The organism is Synechococcus sp. HK05 (genome assembly GCF_019104765.1).
Classification (GTDB): domain Bacteria; phylum Cyanobacteriota; class Cyanobacteriia; order PCC-6307; family Cyanobiaceae; genus Vulcanococcus.
In genome coordinates, this window is sequence record NZ_JAHRXJ010000002.1 from 179,616 (window position 1) to 194,710 (window position 15,095).

Sequence of the window (15,095 nt, forward strand, 5' to 3'; positions counted from 1 at the left end):
GGGCGGGCGAAGAAGGCTTGCAGTCTGGTTGCGGGGGGTTCTTTGTTGCGAGCTGTCCTTGGCGATGCGATAATGCAAATGTTGCATAATTAACGAACTGATGCTCACAGGAGCAGATCTCCTCGCCAAGGTCAAAGAGCTTGGCGATGTCAGCAAGTCCGACATCGTGCGGGCTTGCGGGTATGTGTCCACGAAGAAGGATGGCTCCGAGCGTCTGAACTTCACCGCCTTCTACGAAGCGCTGCTCAACGCCAAAGGCGTTGAATTTGGTGGCGGCACCGCCAAGGTGGGCAAAGGCGGCCGCAAGCTGAGCTTCACCACCAAGGTGCAGTTCAACGGCAACCTGATGGTGGGCAAGGCCTACACCGCGCTGCTGGATCTCAAGCCCGGCGATGAGTTTGAAATCAAGCTGGGCCGCAAGCAGATTCGCCTGGCACCCCTGGGTGCTCCCGACGAAGAAGAGTGAGGCCAACGGCTTCCGCCACGCGGATGCCATCGATGGCGGCCGAGAGGATTCCGCCGGCGAAGCCGGCCCCCTCTCCCGCTGGATAGAGCCCTGGGGTGTTGATGCTTTCGAGCTGCTCATCCCGCGGCACCCGAATCGGGGAGGAGGTTCGCGTCTCCACGCCGGTGAGCATGGCGTCGTCCATGGCGTAGCCCTCGATCTTGCTGTTGAAGGCTGGTAAGGCCTCTCGAAGGGCTTCAATCGCGTACTCCGGTAGTGCGCTGCTCAGATCGGTGAGCGTCACCCCCGGTGCGTAGGAGGGCTGCACGCTGCCGGTTGTCTGGCTGCTGCGGCCCGCCAGAAAATCACCGAGGCGCTGGCCCGGTGCGGCAAAGGTTTTGCCCCCCAGGGCATAGGCCTGCGATTCCCAATGCCGTTGGAAGGCCACCCCCGCCAGAGGGTCGTCGGGCCCGTTGCCGTAGGGCTCCACATCGGCGGGCTCGATGTTCACCACGATGCCGCTGTTGGCATTGCGCTCATTGCGGGAGTGCTGGCTCATGCCGTTGGTCACCACGCGGCCCGGTTCGGAGGTGGCGCCCACCACCAGCCCGCCGGGGCACATGCAGAAGCTGTACACGCAGCGGCCGTTGCTGGCGTGGTGCACGAGTTTGTATTCGGCGGCTCCCAGTTGGGGATGGCCAGCGCAGCTGCCCCAACGGGCTGCATCGATCAAGGGCTGAGGGTGCTCGATCCGGAACCCCACCGAAAACGGTTTGCGTTCCATCGCCACGCCTTGGGTGTGGAGCATGGCAAAGCTGTCGCGGGCGCTATGCCCCACCGCCATCACCACCTGCTGGGCGGGAATGAAGCGGCCATCGGCGAGGCTGACGCCGCGAACCGAGTGATCGCTTGGGTTGAGCTCGAGCCGATCCACGCGGCTCTCGAAGCGGATTTCACCGCCTAACGCTCGGATCTGGGCCCTGAGGCCCCGCACCACCGTGGCCAACTTGAAGGTCCCGATGTGGGGGCGGTGCAGCACCAGGATTTCGGGGTTGGCGCCGGCGGCCACCAGCTCTTCGAGCACCTTGCGGCCCAGGTGGCGGGGGTCGCGCACCTGGCTGTAGAGCTTGCCGTCGGAGAAGGTGCCCGCTCCCCCTTCACCGAATTGAGCATTGGATTCAGGATTGAACGGGCGTTGGCGCCGCCAGAACCCGAAGGTGTCGGCGCTGCGTTCTTTCACCGGCTTGCCCCGCTCCAGCAGCAGCGGCTTGAAGCCCATCTGGGCCAGGAGCAGTGCGCAGAAGTAGCCGCAGGGGCCCGCCCCCACCACCACTGGCCGCGGCAGATCGGCGTCTGCCGGCGCCTCGGCCACCAGCTGATAGGTGGTGTCGGGGGCGGGCTGCAGGTGGGGGTCGCGCGCAAAGCGCTTGAGCAGCCGCTGCTCCAGGGCAGGCTCCAGCTCAAACTCCAGGCTGTAGGCCAGCTGGATCTGGCTTTTGCGCCGGGCATCCACGCTGCGTTTCACCACCTCCGGCCCCGAGCGCAGCTGCTCGGGGCTGAGTTTCAGCCGGCGGCAGAGGGCGGCGCGGATCGCATCGGGCTCGTGGTCGAGCGGCAGCTTCAGTTCGTTGAGCCGCAGCATCGGCAGCGTTGATCCCCTTTCCTGCATTCCAGCACCCGCGCTGCGGCGCTGTTTAGGGTCGCGATCCTTGCTGCCGCTGCCGATGTACGCCACCTATTTCGGGGCCAATGGCTGGCTACTGGAGCTGGGTGGCCTGCGGGTGCTGGTCGACCCCTGGCTCACCGGCGCGCTGCGGTTTCCGCCGGGATCCTGGTTTTTTGAAGGGCAACTGCCGCGGAGTCAGCCGGTGCCGGCGGATCTGGATCTGCTGCTGCTCACCCAAGGGCTCGACGACCACGCCCATCCAGACACCCTGCAGCTGCTGCCCCGCTCCCTGCCGGTGGTGGGTTCGGCGTCGGCCGCGGCGAAGGTGCGCGGCCTCGGCTTTGAAACGGTGACCGCTCTGCGGCCCGGTGAGCACTGTCGCCACGGCCAGTTGCAGATCACGGCCACGGCCGGCGCGCCGGTGCCCCAGGTGGAGAACGGCTATCTGCTGGAGCATCCCGAGGGATCGCTCTATCTCGAACCCCATGGCTACCTCCCGGCCGATCTACCGGCCCGGGCTCTCGATGCGGTGATCACGCCGGTGGTGGATCTGGGCCTGCCGCTGGCGGGAGCGTTTGTGCGCGGCCAGGCGGTGCTGCCTGAGCTGCTGGAGCGGTTTCAGCCGCGCACGGTGCTGGCCAGCACCGCCGGTGGCGATGTGACCTTCAGCGGTTTGCTCACCCGGCTGCTGTGGATGAAGGGCAGCCCGGCTGAGGCGGCGGCGGCGATGCCGGCGGGCAGCCAGTTGATCGATCCGCAGGTGGGCGAGCGCTATGCGCTGGCCTCTGCCTGATCGTCGCCTTTGCCGCAGCGTTGCTGCAGCGGGCCCGTTGGCTGGCCTGTGCTCCATACGGTGGCCGCATCGCGTCTGCCGTTGATGCCTGATCCGGTTGCGTTGCGCCCGCTGATTCGCGATTTGCATGCCGCCGTTGCTGATCTGCAGGTCGCGGCGTTGCAACCGGCCTGGGGGCGAGTGCTGCTGCTGCTGGCTTTGCTGGCAGGGGGTGGCCTCGCCTACTGGCAGCTCCATGCCTGGCCCTTGCGCCTGGCGGCGGCACTGCTGGTGGCCCTGGCGGAAACCCTGCTGTTGATCGCCAGCCATGAGGCCTGCCACGGCACCTTGCTGGGCCACCGCCGGCTCGAGCAGGTGGTGGCGGCGCTGATCAGCTGGCCGATGGCCTGGCCGTTCTGCACCTATCGGCTGCTGCATCGCCTGCATCACCGCTGGAACAATCGCGATCCGCGTGATCCCGAGCGGATCCGCCATCAGGAGCCCGGCCGTCGGCGCTGGCTGGTGCTGGCCGGTGGGGCCGGATTGATCCTGCACACGCTGCAGGAAGCGCTGCGGCTGCAGGCGCAGCAGCCGGGGCTGCGCCGGGCTCTGCTGCTCGATGGGCTGGGCATCGTGCTGGTGCAGGCCCTGATCCTGGTGGTGGTGATTCAGCACGGGCAGCTGCTCGCCTACGGGGTGGGGTGGCTCGTGGTGGAGCGGGTGGCGGGTGCCCTGCTGCAGCTGCGCGGTGCGATCGAGCACTGGCAGCTCTGGCAACCCCAACCCCATCCATTGCTCAGCCAGCTGTATGGCTCCCGCACCGTTGCCGTTCCCATCTGGCTAAACGGCTGGCTGGGTGGTTTGCCTCACCACAGCACCCACCACGCCTTCCCGGCGATCCCTACGCGCCTCTTGCCGCTGGCCACGGCGCGGCTGCAGCAGGTGCTGCGCGCCCATGGCTACCCGCCGTTGCCGTGTTGCCTGGGCTACGCCGAGGCCTTCAAGCAGCTGGGCTGAACCCGCCAGACTGAGCCCGTTGATGGCACCCCGGTGTGACGCGCAGCGTGAGCCTGCTGGAGGCCAGCCGCTTCTGGTGGCGTCTCGGCTGGGTGAGTTTTGGTGGGCCGGCCGGCCAGATCGCCCTGCTGCATCGGGAGCTGGTGGACCAGCGGCGCTGGCTGAGCGAGCAGCGCTACCTGCATGCGCTCAATGTCTGCATGCTGTTGCCCGGCCCCGAGGCCACGCAGCTGGCCACCTACCTGGGCTGGTTGATGCATGGCTGGCCTGGCGGCCTGATCGCGGGTGCGCTGTTTTTGTTGCCCTCCGCCCTGCTCCTCAGTGCACTGGGCTGGCTGTATGTGGAGTGGGGAACACTGCCGCTGCTGATGGCGGTGTTTGCGGCGCTCAAGCCGGCGGTGCTGGCCATCGTGGTGGTGGCCGCCTGGCGCCTGGCACGGCGCACCCTGTGCACAGCGCTGCATGGCTTGTTGGCGGCCCTGGCCCTGGTGCTGCTCACCGGTTCGTCGTTGCCTTATCCCGCCCTGGTGCTCGGGGCGGCGCTGGTGGGTTGGCTGGCGGGTTGTTGGCGGCCGCGCTGGATCCTGCCGGCCGAGCGGGCGCTGCCGCCACCAGCACCGGCGGCCGAGGCGGAGCCTGCTCTTGAGCCGATCCATGGCGACCACACGCCCACCCCGGCCCACGCTCGCTTCCGTGGGCGAGCCCTGCTGATCACCCTGCTGGCCTGGGGGCTGGCGCTGGCGCTGCCCCTTGCGGCCTTGGTGCGCCTGGGGGGGTGGGATGGCCCGCTGGCCCTGATGGCGCGCTTTTTCACCCAGGTGGCGTTGGTGAGCTTTGGCGGTGCCTACGCCGTGCTGCCCTATGTGGCTCAGGGGGCGGTGGAGCAGCACGGCTGGTTGAGTGCTGCCCAAATGCTGGATGGCCTGGCCCTGGGGGAAACCACGCCGGGGCCGCTGATCATGGTGCTGGCCTTCGTGGGCTTTCTGGGGGGCTGGAACAGCGACGCGGGCGGCTGGGCGGCAGCGGCGGTTGCCGTGTGGTTCACCTTCTTGCCGTCGTTTGGCTTCATCCTGGCGGGGGCACCGCTGGTGGAGGCGAGCCGCGGCGATCTGCGCTTCACCGCTCCGCTCACGGCGATCACCGCCGCCCTGGTGGGGGTGATCGCCAGCTTGGCGGTGTTCTTTGCCGTGCCGGTGTTGCTACCGGGCGGGCGCCCCGATCCCATGGCGGCGCTGATCACGCTGCTGGCCTTGCTGCTGTTGCTGCGGCAGCGCTGGGGTGTGGTGACGTTGATCGGCTCAGCGGCGCTGTTGGGAGTGCTGCGCTTCGGCTTGGCAGAGCTTCTCTAGGAGGGGAGCCATCCAGGGCTGCCAGATTCCGCGGGCCAGGGTGTGCTGGCAGGGCTTGTAGATCTGGCGGGCGCGGATGGTGTTGCGCAACAGATTGAACTCCTGGGCTGTGAGCTCAAGCGTGATCATGGATGCCACCAGATGGCAAGCAGCTGGATGCTTTGTGTGTGCGTCATCCCGTAGAGAGGAGCCATCGGCCAAGGTGACCTTGCGCAACCGGTGATCAGGCGCCCGATAAGGGGCGCCTTTGTTGGGTTCGTCTGTGATCTAGCTGATTGGTGCGACAGCTTGCGTTGCTAGATCGAGGGGAAACTGATGAGCATTGCGCTCATGCATCGCCTCGATGCCGAGATTGCCGCGGTTGAGCACATCGGCCCTGGTGGGAATCACGCGGCCTTGATGATCAAGCACCGCGTGGTTGAAGTTGAAGCGGATGGTGCTGGAGGTGAGGCCAGCGATCCTGCACACCAAGGCTGATGCCGTGCAGTGGCTGGAAGCAGCGGCGAAGTGCCGGGGGGTGTGGTCTGCCGCAGATCCCACTGCGCCGCTGCGGCTGTATGTCGGCGACGACGACACAGATGAAGACGTCTTCCGCTTGTGGCCCGGGGTGTTGGGTGTGAGGGTCGGCCCTGGAGCCCCCCACACCGCGGCCAGTTATCGCCTCAGCGGGCCGGCCGGAGTGACCCGCTGGCTGGAGGGGCTGGATCGCCAGCTCGCCACTTGATCATCAATGTGTATCGCTTTGACCCATTGCAGGGGTGGAGCTCGTTATGTGGATTGATCATCTGTTCCGGTGACCTGCTGCTGAGTGGTTCTTCCGCTTGAACATCTCGCCGTTCTCGATCTCTACCTGTGGATGGAGCAGGAGCTGGCCGTTAGTGCCGCCACCAACGTGCACCAGAGCACGGTGTCTCGGCAGATCCGTTCGGCTCTGAAGTTGTTTGCGCTCAAGCTCAGTCGCGGTTCAGAGCACCTAGAGCTGGCTGGGGATGCATCGTTGCTGCTGGCGGAGCGCTTTGTGCATCAACAGGCCAGGCTGCGCGGATTGGCGCCGTTGCGGGTCGACGCCACCTATTCCTCGGGGCCGTGGTTGTTGGCGTCCCCCCCTGAGGGCTGGGTGCTGGGCAAGTTCGATCTGCCTGGCATGGCGCGCCCGCTGGCGTTGCTGCGGGATCGGGTGATCGATGCCTGGGTGGGGAGCTATCAGCCGGATCTGCCCGGCCCGGATGATCCCGAGTGGTGGGTGCTCGATCTGTTGCGGGAACCGGTGCAGTTGCTGGCGGCGCCGGATCATCCCCTGGCCCATGTGCGTGATCTAAGCCAGGGAGATCTGGAGCCATTTCCCAGCCTGGCGCTACCGCCGGGTTGGTTTCCCCGCACCGAAGCGATCTTGAAGCAACAGGGTCTGTGGAGTGATGAGGTGCGCATCAAGCGCTACGACCCCGATCGCTGGGAGGGGCGCTGCGCCGATGGCGTGACCCTCACCTATGGCCAGAGCCTCACGGAGGCGCTGCAACCCGGCACCGTGCGCCTCGATTGGGACCTCGGCCTCATCTCCGGTGAAGCCATGGTGGTGCGCCGCGATCTGCTCGATCAACCAGCCATTCAGCAGCTTGTGGAGCATCTTCAGCAGCAGGCCCAGCAGGTGGCTGCACGCTTCGACGACGTGGAGCTGGTGATCTGAGCCGCAGGGCCGCCCATGCCGGGGCCCTAATGCCAGCCGGTGCTCGAGCCGCGCCTGCAGCTGTTGGCTCATCTGCCGCATCAGCTGGCGTCGCTCCTCGAAGCTGCTGGGCTGGGCCTGGGCAGGCTAGGCCAGCAGCGGCAAGGCCAGCAGGACCCATCGGCAGATGTTGGCGTGGCGTTGGCTCATCTGGGGAGACGATCGGTGCTGATCGACGTGAGTTCTTCGGCATAGAGGCGCTGATCACGCCCGTTTGCCCTCGCTGCGCATTCGCTGCATCAGCGTTCAGGCGTCACGGCGGCTGCGGCCCAGCACCGTGGCTCCCAGCAGGCCGTGTTCACTCAGGGCCCCGAGCGGGTGGGGAATACAGCCACGACGGGTGGCGCTGTTGAAGTAGAGGCCGCGGCCGTGGTGGCGAAGCCACCGGGAACGCTCACGCCCTGCGCTGAGAGCTGGCGGATCATCTCCCCGAGGGAGGCGTTCTTGCCGCCCACCTCGCCAATCGCCTCGAGGCCCACCGCCTCAAGGGCAACAACCAGCTCAGCCACGGCTCAGCTGCAGCTGCGCCGTGGGCGGCACTCCTGGGCTCAGATCGAATTGGCTGCTCGCCGCCTGGGGCCGCACCTTCGCCCCCTGGGCCCGCAGCTTCAGGGCGGTGCACAACGGTTGCGGCTTGGCATTGGCGCTGAACCATTGCAGATCCCAGCCGCGGGCTCCGTTCGCCGGCACCGAGGCCAAGGCGCTCATCAAGCCGCTGTCATAGCCAGCGCTTTCCACCACGCCGGGGGCATAGCCCCAGTGCTGCTCAAATCGCTGGGCGAAGGCTTTCCAGCCCGGCCCCCGGCCGAGCGGGTTCACGCCGATCTGCTCCACAGGCAGGGGTTGCTCCACCGGAGCGTTCCAGGCCAGCAGCAGGGTTTCGGGCCAGGAGGCGGCGCGCACCGCTTTCGCCAGCGCACTGCCGGGCTGGGTGATCACCACCAGGGCCGGTGGGCGATACCAATCCACATCTCCCTCCAATTGCGCCATGGCGGCTGGGTCGTCGCCGGTCACGCTGATCGGGGCGGCCGTGGGGCCGATCACCTCCCCTTTTCCATTGGCGAAGCTCGCCACAAAGCGATCGGTGAGGGCTTTGCTTTCGGCACTGCGATCCCGCACCACCATCACCCGCTTGATCTTGTCGCCCAGCAGGGCCTCGGCGAGGCGATCGGCCTCCAGGCTGCGGCCGGGCATTAGCGGCCAGAGCCGATCGGAACCGCGCAGCTGCGGCAGCCCCTCCAGCGACACGCCCCGCTGCAGGGGCAGCAGCACGGTGAGCCGCTGTTGATCGGCCAGCTGGCCATAGGCCGGGAGGGGTGCAGCGGGCGGCGCCACCAGCAGTTGGCTGCGCGGGGCACCCCCCACCGGTTGCTGCGGGTTGGCGCCCGGAGGCAGCCAGCCCACCTGCAGGCTCGGGGGTTCAACTCCGCAGCGGCGGCTTTCCTCCATGGCCACGCTGTAGCCCCGCCGCAGCCCATCGCCCAGTCCCGCCAGGAGCCCTTCGCTGGGGAGCAGCAGCCGCACATCGCTGCGCAGCGGTGTGCTGGCGGCCAGGGTCTGACTGCCCAGCAGCGCGGCACTCACCGCAGCGACCCAGCCCAGCGGGCGCTGCCACTGGCCTGTCCGCCCCGTCTGCCTCAGCCCAGAGTGCGGCGTGTCAGCAGCAACCGATCGGGGCTGTTCTGCAGTGGTCATGGCCGGCACCGTCCAGCCGCCGAAAGCTAGGTGGATTTTCCTCCCTAAGCTCAACCTTTCAACAGTTGATCGCATGCACTCACGCCGCAATGCCATGCGCCACCGTCTGGGCCGCAAGCTCGGTTCTGTCGCGTTGAGCGCTGGTCTGGCATGGGCTGGTGCGATCTCCCTGCTGCCTGCCCCCGCTCAGGCCATCCCTGAGGCGGAAGCGATCAAGAAGCTGCAGGTGGTGCCGGTGTTTGTGATCACCGATTCCAACGGTGTGCCGCTGCCGATTCCCCGCGAGAAGGAATTGGTGCTGCCCCTCTACCTCGAGAGCGCCAAGGCCAATGAGCAGTTGGCTGCCCTCAACAAGAACAACCCCGGCATCAAGGCCGGTGTGGTGGCCCTGCCCCTCAACGTGATGAACGAGAAGGTGGTGGAGCTCAACAAACAGCTCAAAGACAAGAGCAAATCCCTTGTGGCGCCGATCATCGGCAACGACGGCGATCGTGTCCAGGCCGTGAAGATCCTCAAGGAGCAGGGGCTCACCGAGAAGCAGATCCAAGAAGGGCTGAATGTGCCGGTGTTCTTCACCAAGCCCTTCCTCACGATCACAACCCCAGAAGGCCCCCGGGGTGTGTTCTTCTTCAGCTACGAAAATCTGCAAAACGCCCTGGCCAAGCTGCCGGTGGCGGAGCGCCAGAAGCTCAAGCCCCAGGTGGCTGATCTCACCGCCGTGTTGCGGGAGATCATCAATGCCTCCACCGACAGCTTCACCATCTACCCCACCCCCGAATACTTCCGGTTGGTGAAAGAAAATCAGGCCAAGGGCAAGCCGGCCCAGTGAGCTTGGGCTGGGCTCAGTCTTTGGGAGCGGGTTGATCCCGCTCCGGCGCTGCTTCTGGGATCCACTGGGCCAGCAGGCCGCCCCCCATCAGTGCGCACCCCAGGATGAGGGCCAGCCGCTGGTTGGCGGCGGCCGCTTCATCCCCCCACACCGCGGCCGCCAGAAAGGCAGCACCGAGCAGCAGGCACGGCACCAGCACGATGCCTTTGGCGGTGCGGTTGATGCCCATCGCGTTCAGCAGTCCACCTTGGCGCTAGCCAGCCCTGCGGCCACCAGGCCAGACCCCAGATCAGAAGCGCTGCCGGCATCAACGGAGCCCAGGCGCTGCACACGGGCCACCAGGGTGCCGCCATCGTTGCCCACCGGCCGCAGGTTCACCTTGGTCCGCCGGGGCAGGGCCTGACGCAACCAGGACGCTGCTGCATCATCGCTGCCAGCGGGCACAGCCACGCAAGCCAGCTCCACCGTGTAGGTGCGGTTGTGATCGCCCACCTGCAACAGGGTGCCGCTGCGCACCTGAAGCACTTCCGCCGCCTGGGCAGCGGTCGCACCGATCAACAGCACCACGGCCATCGCGGCCGCCAGCATCCAGCGGGGCATCAGAGCTTGGTGCCGCAGTTGGGGCAGTAAAGGCTCGAGCTTGCGGTGGTGTGGTGGCAGCTGTGGCACTCGCGGCTGGTGTCGATCGCCAGCTCGGGATGGGAGGGCAGACCCACCATCTGGGCGTTGCTGGCACCGGGGGGCACCATCGGGTAGCAGTTTTCATTGCGGCGCACCTGCACCTCAATGAAGGCGGGGCCGGGATGGGCCAAGGCTTCCGAGAGCTGGGCGCGCAGCTCAGCGCGCTCGCTGATCCGCACGCCCTTCACGCCAAAGCCTTCGGCCACCTGAGGGAAATTCGGCATGCCGCCGGTCATTTCGGAGGCGGAATAGCGCTCGCCGTAGAAGCTCTCCTGCCATTGGCGCACCATGCCCTGCCAGCCGTTGTTGAGCACCACCACCTTCACCGGCAGGTTGTATTGGCTGAGGGTGCCGAGCTCCTGAATGTTCATCAGGATGCTGGCGTCGCCGGCGACGCAGATCACCTGCTCGTGCGGGAAGGCGGTTTGCACGCCCATGGCCGCAGGCATGCCGAAGCCCATCGTGCCCAGGCCCGCGGAGCTGATCCAGCGGCGCGGGCCCGTGTGCAGGAACTGGGCCGCCCACATCTGGTGCTGCCCCACATCGGTGGTGATGTAGGCCTTGGGGGCCAGCTCCTGCAGCATCGCCACCACTTCCTGGGGGGCGATCTCGCCTTCGGGTGCCGGCACCACCAGCGGGTAGTGCTGCTTCCAGCTGTTGATGCGCTCCAGCCAAGCCTCGGTGCGGCCGGCGGAGTCTTCTCCAGTTGTGGCTGCCAGCATCGCCTCGAGGGCCGCTTTCACATCGGCCACCACCGGCACATCCGGGGTGCGGGTTTTGCCGAGTTCAGCGGCGTCGATGTCGATGTGGATCACCTGAGCCCGCGGCGCAAAGCCATCGAGGCGGCCTGTCACGCGGTCGTCGAAGCGGGCACCGGCGGCGATCAGCAGATCGCACTCGGTGACGGCGAAGTTGGCGTAGGCAGTTCCGTGCATGCCGAGCATGCCCACCGCCAGGGGGTGCTGCTCATCAAAAGCACCCTTGCCCATCAAGGTGGTGGTCACGGGCAGGCGGAAGCGCTCCGCCAGTTGCTGCACCTGCTGATGAGCACCGCAGCTGATGGCGCCGCCACCTACGTAGAGCAGGGGCCGGCGGGCCTGGCGGATCAGGTCCAGCGCGGCTGCGATGGCTGCAGGCTCAGGGGCGGGGGTGAGCTGGAACCCAGCGGGCACGGCTGTGCCGGGCTCCACCGGCGTGTAATCGAATTCCTCAACGCCCACGTCTTTGGGCACATCGATCAGCACGGGGCCGGGGCGGCCGCTGGCGGCGATCAGGAAGGCTTCGGCCACGATGCGGCCGATGTCGCGCGGGTCACGCACCACCCAGGAGTGCTTCACGATCGGCAGGGTGATGCCGAAGATGTCGGTCTCCTGGAAGGCGTCGGTGCCGATGGCGGCCCGGGGCACCTGGCCCGTGATCACCACCATGGGCACCGAGTCCATATGGGCGGTGGCGATGCCGGTCACCAGGTTGGTGGCACCGGGACCGGAGGTGCCGAAGCACACGCCCACCTTGCCGGTGGCACGGGCGTAGGCATCGGCCGCATGGGTGCCGCCCTGCTCGTGGCGCACCAGGATGTGCTTCAGCCAGCCGCGGCTTTCGGCCTTGTGCAGCTCGTCGTAGATCGGCAGGATCGCCCCGCCGGGATAACCAAAGATGTGCTCCACGCCGTGGCGGCGCAGGGAATCCATCAGGGCGTAGCCGCCGTTCACCCGCTGGGGAAAGCTCTGGTCGGGGGAATCACCGGCAGCGGCGGCCGTTGGCGAGACAGACGTAACGGTCACGACGGCAGCGAGCAGCACTCAATCTTGACCCAACCCTAAGGGCTGGCCCGGGGATTGGGTGCGCGGGCCGCAGCCATCGCCCGCAGGATCGCCGCCGGATTGAGCCAGCGCCCGCCGTAGCGCACGCCCCAGTGCAGATGCGGGCCCGTGCTGCGGCCGCTCATGCCCACATGGCCAATCAGCGCGCCACTGCCCACCCGGCTGCCGCTGCGCAGGGCCACGGGCCCGCTGCGGTAGGTGCCGTGGTGCACGCTGCCGCTCAGGTGGCAGTAGAGATGCTCGTAAGGGCCCGATTGGATCACCAGCCCCAGGCCGCAACGGCCGTCGTCGATCACCTCCTTCACCACGCCGCCCCACCAGTTGCGGATCGGTGAGCCCAGGGGAGCTGCGATATCGAGCCCGTGGTGGGGCTCCAGGCCTCCCGAGGGGCCAAGGCGTTGGCCGAAGTGGCTGGTGTAGCCCGAAAACACCGCCACAGGAAACACCCCCTGCCGCCAGCGGGCATCCGCCAGGGCCGGCCCGGCTAAAAGCAAGGCCCCCGCCAGGCAGGTGGCAGCCCTACAGCAATCCCAACGAGTGAAGCGGGCCACGGCCGCTGAGCAGCTCCAGCAGGAAAGCGGAGAAGCCGAGCATTGCCAAGCGGCCGTTCCACACCTCGGAGCTGTTGTTCCAGCCCCAGGCCCATTTGTCCTGCGGGTAGAGCTTCACCTTGGTGGGCAGGGCGGCGGCCTGATCGAGGTTCACCTCAGGACCTTCCAGGGCGTGCTGCACCAGGTTGGCCAGGCCATCAATGAAGGAGGGCGTGGTGTCGAGCGCCGGCACGCGCCGGAAGTTGGTGATCCCAGCTTCGGTGGCGATCTCCCGGTATTCGATGTCGATCTCTTCGAGCGTTTCGATGTGCTCGCTCACGAAGCTGATCGGCACCACCACCAGATCCTTCACCCCTTGCTCCCCCAGCTCGTGCAGGGCGTCGTCGGTGTAGGGCTTAAGCCACTCCACCGGACCCACGCGGCTCTGGTAGGCCAGGGTGAAGGGGTTGCGGTGGCCGAGCTGCTGCTCGAGGCGATCCATGATCAAGCCGGCGCAGGCTTCGATCTCCTGCTGGTAGGGATCGCCTGCTTCTTCCACATAGCTCTTCGGCACGCCGTGGGCGCTGAAGAACACATGGGCGCTGGCCGGATCCGGGCAGGCCTGGATCTCCTTGGCGATCAGCTCCGCCATCGCACCCACGTAGCCGGGGTCGTTGTAGTAGCTGCGGATGCAGCGGATCGGCAGCCGCGCAAAGGCGGGATCGGCCTGGCGCAGGCGCTGCAGCTCCCGGAAGCTGGAGCCGCTGGTGCTGATCGAGAAGTGGGGATAGAGGGGCAGCACCACCACCTCGTCCACACCATCGGCCTTGATGTCGGCCACGGCGGATTCGGTGAAGGGGTGCCAGTAGCGCATCGCCACGTAGCTGGTGGCTTCGATGCCGCGCTGGCGCAGGCTGCTCTGCAGTTCGCGGGCCTGTTGCTCCGTAATGCGCCGCAGCGGCGAGCCGCCACCGATGGAGCGATAGGCCGCCTGGGATTTGCCGGCCCGCAGGGTGCTGATCAGCCAGGCCAGCGGTTTCTGCAACGCCGGGTTCGGCAGCCGGATGATCTCCGGATCAGCAAACAGGTTGTAGAGAAACGGCCCCACGTCCTGAATCCGTTCAGGACCGCCGAGGTTCAGCAACAGCACGCCGACCTTGGCCATGCCCAGCGGTGTTCAGGTGAATGTGGGGCGAGCGTAACGCTGCTGGCTTGCGCCTGGTTCCCGTTTGGGCACCACTGGCCGTAACGGAACGAACTCGATAGGGTCCGCGCCATGACGGCTGCCGCCTCCCCGCCCCATCCCCTCGATGGGCCGATCCGCGAGCACAACGCGCAATTGGCCGCCAGTGGTGTGAGCCTGCGCTTGGAGCGACGCGGCGAGCGCCTGGGCCTGCGCGGGCCCCTGCCCTGCCGGCACGGCGGTACGGCCCTGCGGGTGCAGCGCATCAGCCTGGGCCTGGCGGCGGATGCGGAGGGCCTCGATCAGGCCCGCCAGGCCCTGCGGCGGGTGATGCAGCAACTACAGCAGCAGAGCTTTGCCTGGAGCCAGTGGGGCGGCGCCGCTGCCGCATCGGTTGGCCCCGCCGCCAGCACAAGCCCCCGGCCCGCGATGGGTGCGGATGCGGCAGCGGCCGTGGAGCGCTTCGAGCGACAGTTCTTCACGGATCCCCGCCGCCGCCGCAACCCTTCCGGCTGCCGCACCACCTGGACCAGCGCCTATCTCCCCTATCTGCGCCGGTTGCGTCAGCAGGCCGATAGCCAGGCCCTGCCCCTCACCACCCAGCTGCTGGAGGCGGTGCTCGAGAGCTATCCGCTCGCTAGCCGCGGCCGCCAGCAGTGCGGCACGGCACTGGCCGCCCTGGCCCGCGCGGAGCAGATCGCGCTTCCGGCCGACTGGGCCGACCGCGCCGGTGGCTATGGCCTGCATGCCGCTCAGTTCCGGCAGCTGCCCAGCGATTCCCAGATCCTCGATTGGATCGAGCGCATTCCCAACCCCGGCTGGCGCTTGGCCTACGGCCTGATGGCCACCTACGGCCTGCGCAATCACGAGGTGTTTTTCACCGACCTCTCCGCCCTCGCCCCAGGCGGCGATCGCGTGATCCGGGTGTTGCCCACCAGCAAAACCGGTGAACACCAGGTGTGGCCCTTCCAGCCTGAATGGGTGGAGCGCTTTGAGCTATCCCGCCTGGGGGAAGCCCGCCAGCTGCTGCCGCCGGTGTGCACCGACCTGCGCCGCACCACCCTGCAACAGGTGGGCCGCCGCGTGGCCGAGCAGTTTCGCCGCTACGACCTGCCCCTCACCCCCTACGACCTGCGCCATGCCTGGGCGGTTCGCACGATCCATATCGGGCTGCCCGACACTGTGGCGGCCCGGATGATGGGCCACTCCGTGGCGATCCACACCCGCACCTATCACCACTGGATCACCCGCCGCGACCAGCAGCAGGCGGTGGATACGGCCCTGGCTCGGGCCCGCTCGGCAGCCTGAGCGCAGCATTGCCAAAGTGAGCCCACCCGAAGGCTCGCCGTGGCATCTGATCAGCTCGATCCTGTGCAGTTGGA

General features: G+C 67.4%; 16 protein-coding genes and 2 pseudogenes. 8 read left to right on the plus strand and 10 right to left on the minus strand.

The annotated features are described in order from the left end of the window. The first annotated feature begins 100 nt into the window (after nucleotides 1–100). The gene (locus KUL97_RS02100) at nucleotides 101–466 is read left to right on the plus strand and encodes an AbrB family transcriptional regulator (protein WP_217795314.1); all 366 of its coding nucleotides are present in this window, start codon (nucleotides 101–103) and stop codon (nucleotides 464–466) included. Here KUL97_RS02100 and KUL97_RS02105 read toward each other — a convergent pair. Further along, nucleotides 405–2,087, minus strand: a complete 1,683-nt coding sequence (locus KUL97_RS02105) for an NAD(P)/FAD-dependent oxidoreductase (RefSeq protein WP_217795316.1) — start codon at nucleotides 2,085–2,087, stop codon at nucleotides 405–407. The two genes, KUL97_RS02100 and KUL97_RS02105, sit on opposite strands and share 62 nt — an antisense overlap. A gap of 82 nt (nucleotides 2,088–2,169) precedes the next feature. Between KUL97_RS02105 and KUL97_RS02110 the strand changes: the two genes are divergently transcribed. The 3 genes from KUL97_RS02110 to chrA all read left to right on the plus strand — a co-directional run bounded on the left by KUL97_RS02110 (nucleotide 2,170) and on the right by chrA (nucleotide 5,249). After that, a complete protein-coding gene (locus KUL97_RS02110) occupies nucleotides 2,170–2,904 on the plus strand; it encodes an MBL fold metallo-hydrolase (RefSeq protein ID WP_217795496.1) in 735 nt (244 codons plus the stop codon). A gap of 84 nt (nucleotides 2,905–2,988) precedes the next feature. Further along, a complete protein-coding gene (locus tag KUL97_RS02115) occupies nucleotides 2,989–3,900 on the plus strand; it encodes a fatty acid desaturase (protein ID WP_217795318.1) in 912 nt (303 codons plus the stop codon). A 35-nt stretch (nucleotides 3,901–3,935) separates the two neighbouring features. After that, nucleotides 3,936–5,249: a chromate efflux transporter gene (chrA, locus tag KUL97_RS02120; RefSeq protein WP_217795320.1), complete on the plus strand. Its 1,314-nt coding sequence runs from the start codon at nucleotides 3,936–3,938 to the stop codon at nucleotides 5,247–5,249. On the opposite strand, the gene KUL97_RS02125 is transcribed toward chrA, so the two are convergent. Both KUL97_RS02125 and KUL97_RS02130 read right to left on the minus strand, forming a co-directional pair. After that, nucleotides 5,199–5,378 (minus strand): hypothetical protein, encoded by a 180-nt coding sequence (locus tag KUL97_RS02125; protein ID WP_217795322.1) that lies wholly within the window; start codon nucleotides 5,376–5,378, stop codon nucleotides 5,199–5,201. The two genes, chrA and KUL97_RS02125, sit on opposite strands and share 51 nt — an antisense overlap. A 138-nt stretch (nucleotides 5,379–5,516) precedes the next feature. Continuing rightward, nucleotides 5,517–5,678, minus strand: a pseudogene (locus KUL97_RS02130) (Photosystem Q(B) protein 1); the annotation flags it as partial. A 4-nt stretch (nucleotides 5,679–5,682) separates the two neighbouring features. Here KUL97_RS02130 and KUL97_RS02135 point away from each other — a divergent pair. After that, on the plus strand, nucleotides 5,683–5,973 hold the full coding sequence (locus KUL97_RS02135; protein ID WP_254896085.1) for a trehalose-phosphatase: 291 nt from the start codon (nucleotides 5,683–5,685) through the stop codon (nucleotides 5,971–5,973). A gap of 84 nt (nucleotides 5,974–6,057) precedes the next feature. After that, the gene (locus KUL97_RS02140; RefSeq protein ID WP_368656058.1) at nucleotides 6,058–6,933 is read left to right on the plus strand and encodes a LysR substrate-binding domain-containing protein; all 876 of its coding nucleotides are present in this window, start codon (nucleotides 6,058–6,060) and stop codon (nucleotides 6,931–6,933) included. 398 nt (nucleotides 6,934–7,331) lie between these two features. Here KUL97_RS02140 and KUL97_RS02145 read toward each other — a convergent pair. Both KUL97_RS02145 and KUL97_RS02150 read right to left on the minus strand, forming a co-directional pair. Next, nucleotides 7,332–7,481: pseudogene (locus tag KUL97_RS02145) on the minus strand (PEP/pyruvate-binding domain-containing protein); the annotation flags it as partial. Continuing rightward, entirely contained in the window at nucleotides 7,474–8,556 is a 1,083-nt protein-coding gene (locus KUL97_RS02150; protein ID WP_368656059.1) for an ABC transporter substrate-binding protein, read from the minus strand. The gene KUL97_RS02150 and the pseudogene KUL97_RS02145, both read right to left, overlap by 8 nt. Before the next feature lie 184 nt (nucleotides 8,557–8,740). On the opposite strand from KUL97_RS02150, the gene KUL97_RS02155 reads away from it, so the two are divergent. After that, on the plus strand, nucleotides 8,741–9,496 hold the full coding sequence (locus KUL97_RS02155) for a Tic22 family protein (RefSeq protein WP_217795328.1): 756 nt from the start codon (nucleotides 8,741–8,743) through the stop codon (nucleotides 9,494–9,496). A 13-nt stretch (nucleotides 9,497–9,509) separates the two neighbouring features. On the opposite strand, the gene KUL97_RS02160 is transcribed toward KUL97_RS02155, so the two are convergent. The 5 genes from KUL97_RS02160 to hemH form a co-directional block, all read right to left on the minus strand. Beyond that, nucleotides 9,510–9,725 carry a GIVxVP protein gene (locus tag KUL97_RS02160; RefSeq protein WP_217795330.1) on the minus strand — a complete coding sequence of 72 codons (216 nt, stop codon included), beginning with the start codon at nucleotides 9,723–9,725 and terminating at the stop codon, nucleotides 9,510–9,512. Between the two features lie 5 nt (nucleotides 9,726–9,730). Next, the gene (locus tag KUL97_RS02165) at nucleotides 9,731–10,096 is read right to left on the minus strand and encodes a nuclease (protein ID WP_217795331.1); all 366 of its coding nucleotides are present in this window, start codon (nucleotides 10,094–10,096) and stop codon (nucleotides 9,731–9,733) included. Beyond that, nucleotides 10,096–11,889 carry a biosynthetic-type acetolactate synthase large subunit gene (gene ilvB, locus KUL97_RS02170; protein ID WP_368656070.1) on the minus strand — a complete coding sequence of 598 codons (1,794 nt, stop codon included), beginning with the start codon at nucleotides 11,887–11,889 and terminating at the stop codon, nucleotides 10,096–10,098. Before ilvB ends, KUL97_RS02165 begins: the two co-directional genes overlap by 1 nt. 107 nt (nucleotides 11,890–11,996) lie before the next feature. Further along, nucleotides 11,997–12,551, minus strand: a complete 555-nt coding sequence (locus KUL97_RS02175) for a M23 family metallopeptidase (RefSeq protein WP_368656060.1) — start codon at nucleotides 12,549–12,551, stop codon at nucleotides 11,997–11,999. Then, on the minus strand, nucleotides 12,520–13,695 hold the full coding sequence (gene hemH, locus KUL97_RS02180) for a ferrochelatase (RefSeq protein WP_217795334.1): 1,176 nt from the start codon (nucleotides 13,693–13,695) through the stop codon (nucleotides 12,520–12,522). The genes KUL97_RS02175 and hemH overlap by 32 nt, the downstream gene beginning before the upstream one ends. Before the next feature lie 111 nt (nucleotides 13,696–13,806). Between hemH and KUL97_RS02185 the strand changes: the two genes are divergently transcribed. Beyond that, nucleotides 13,807–15,021 (plus strand): site-specific integrase, encoded by a 1,215-nt coding sequence (locus KUL97_RS02185; RefSeq protein ID WP_217795335.1) that lies wholly within the window; start codon nucleotides 13,807–13,809, stop codon nucleotides 15,019–15,021. The last annotated feature ends 74 nt before the right edge of the window (nucleotides 15,022–15,095 follow it).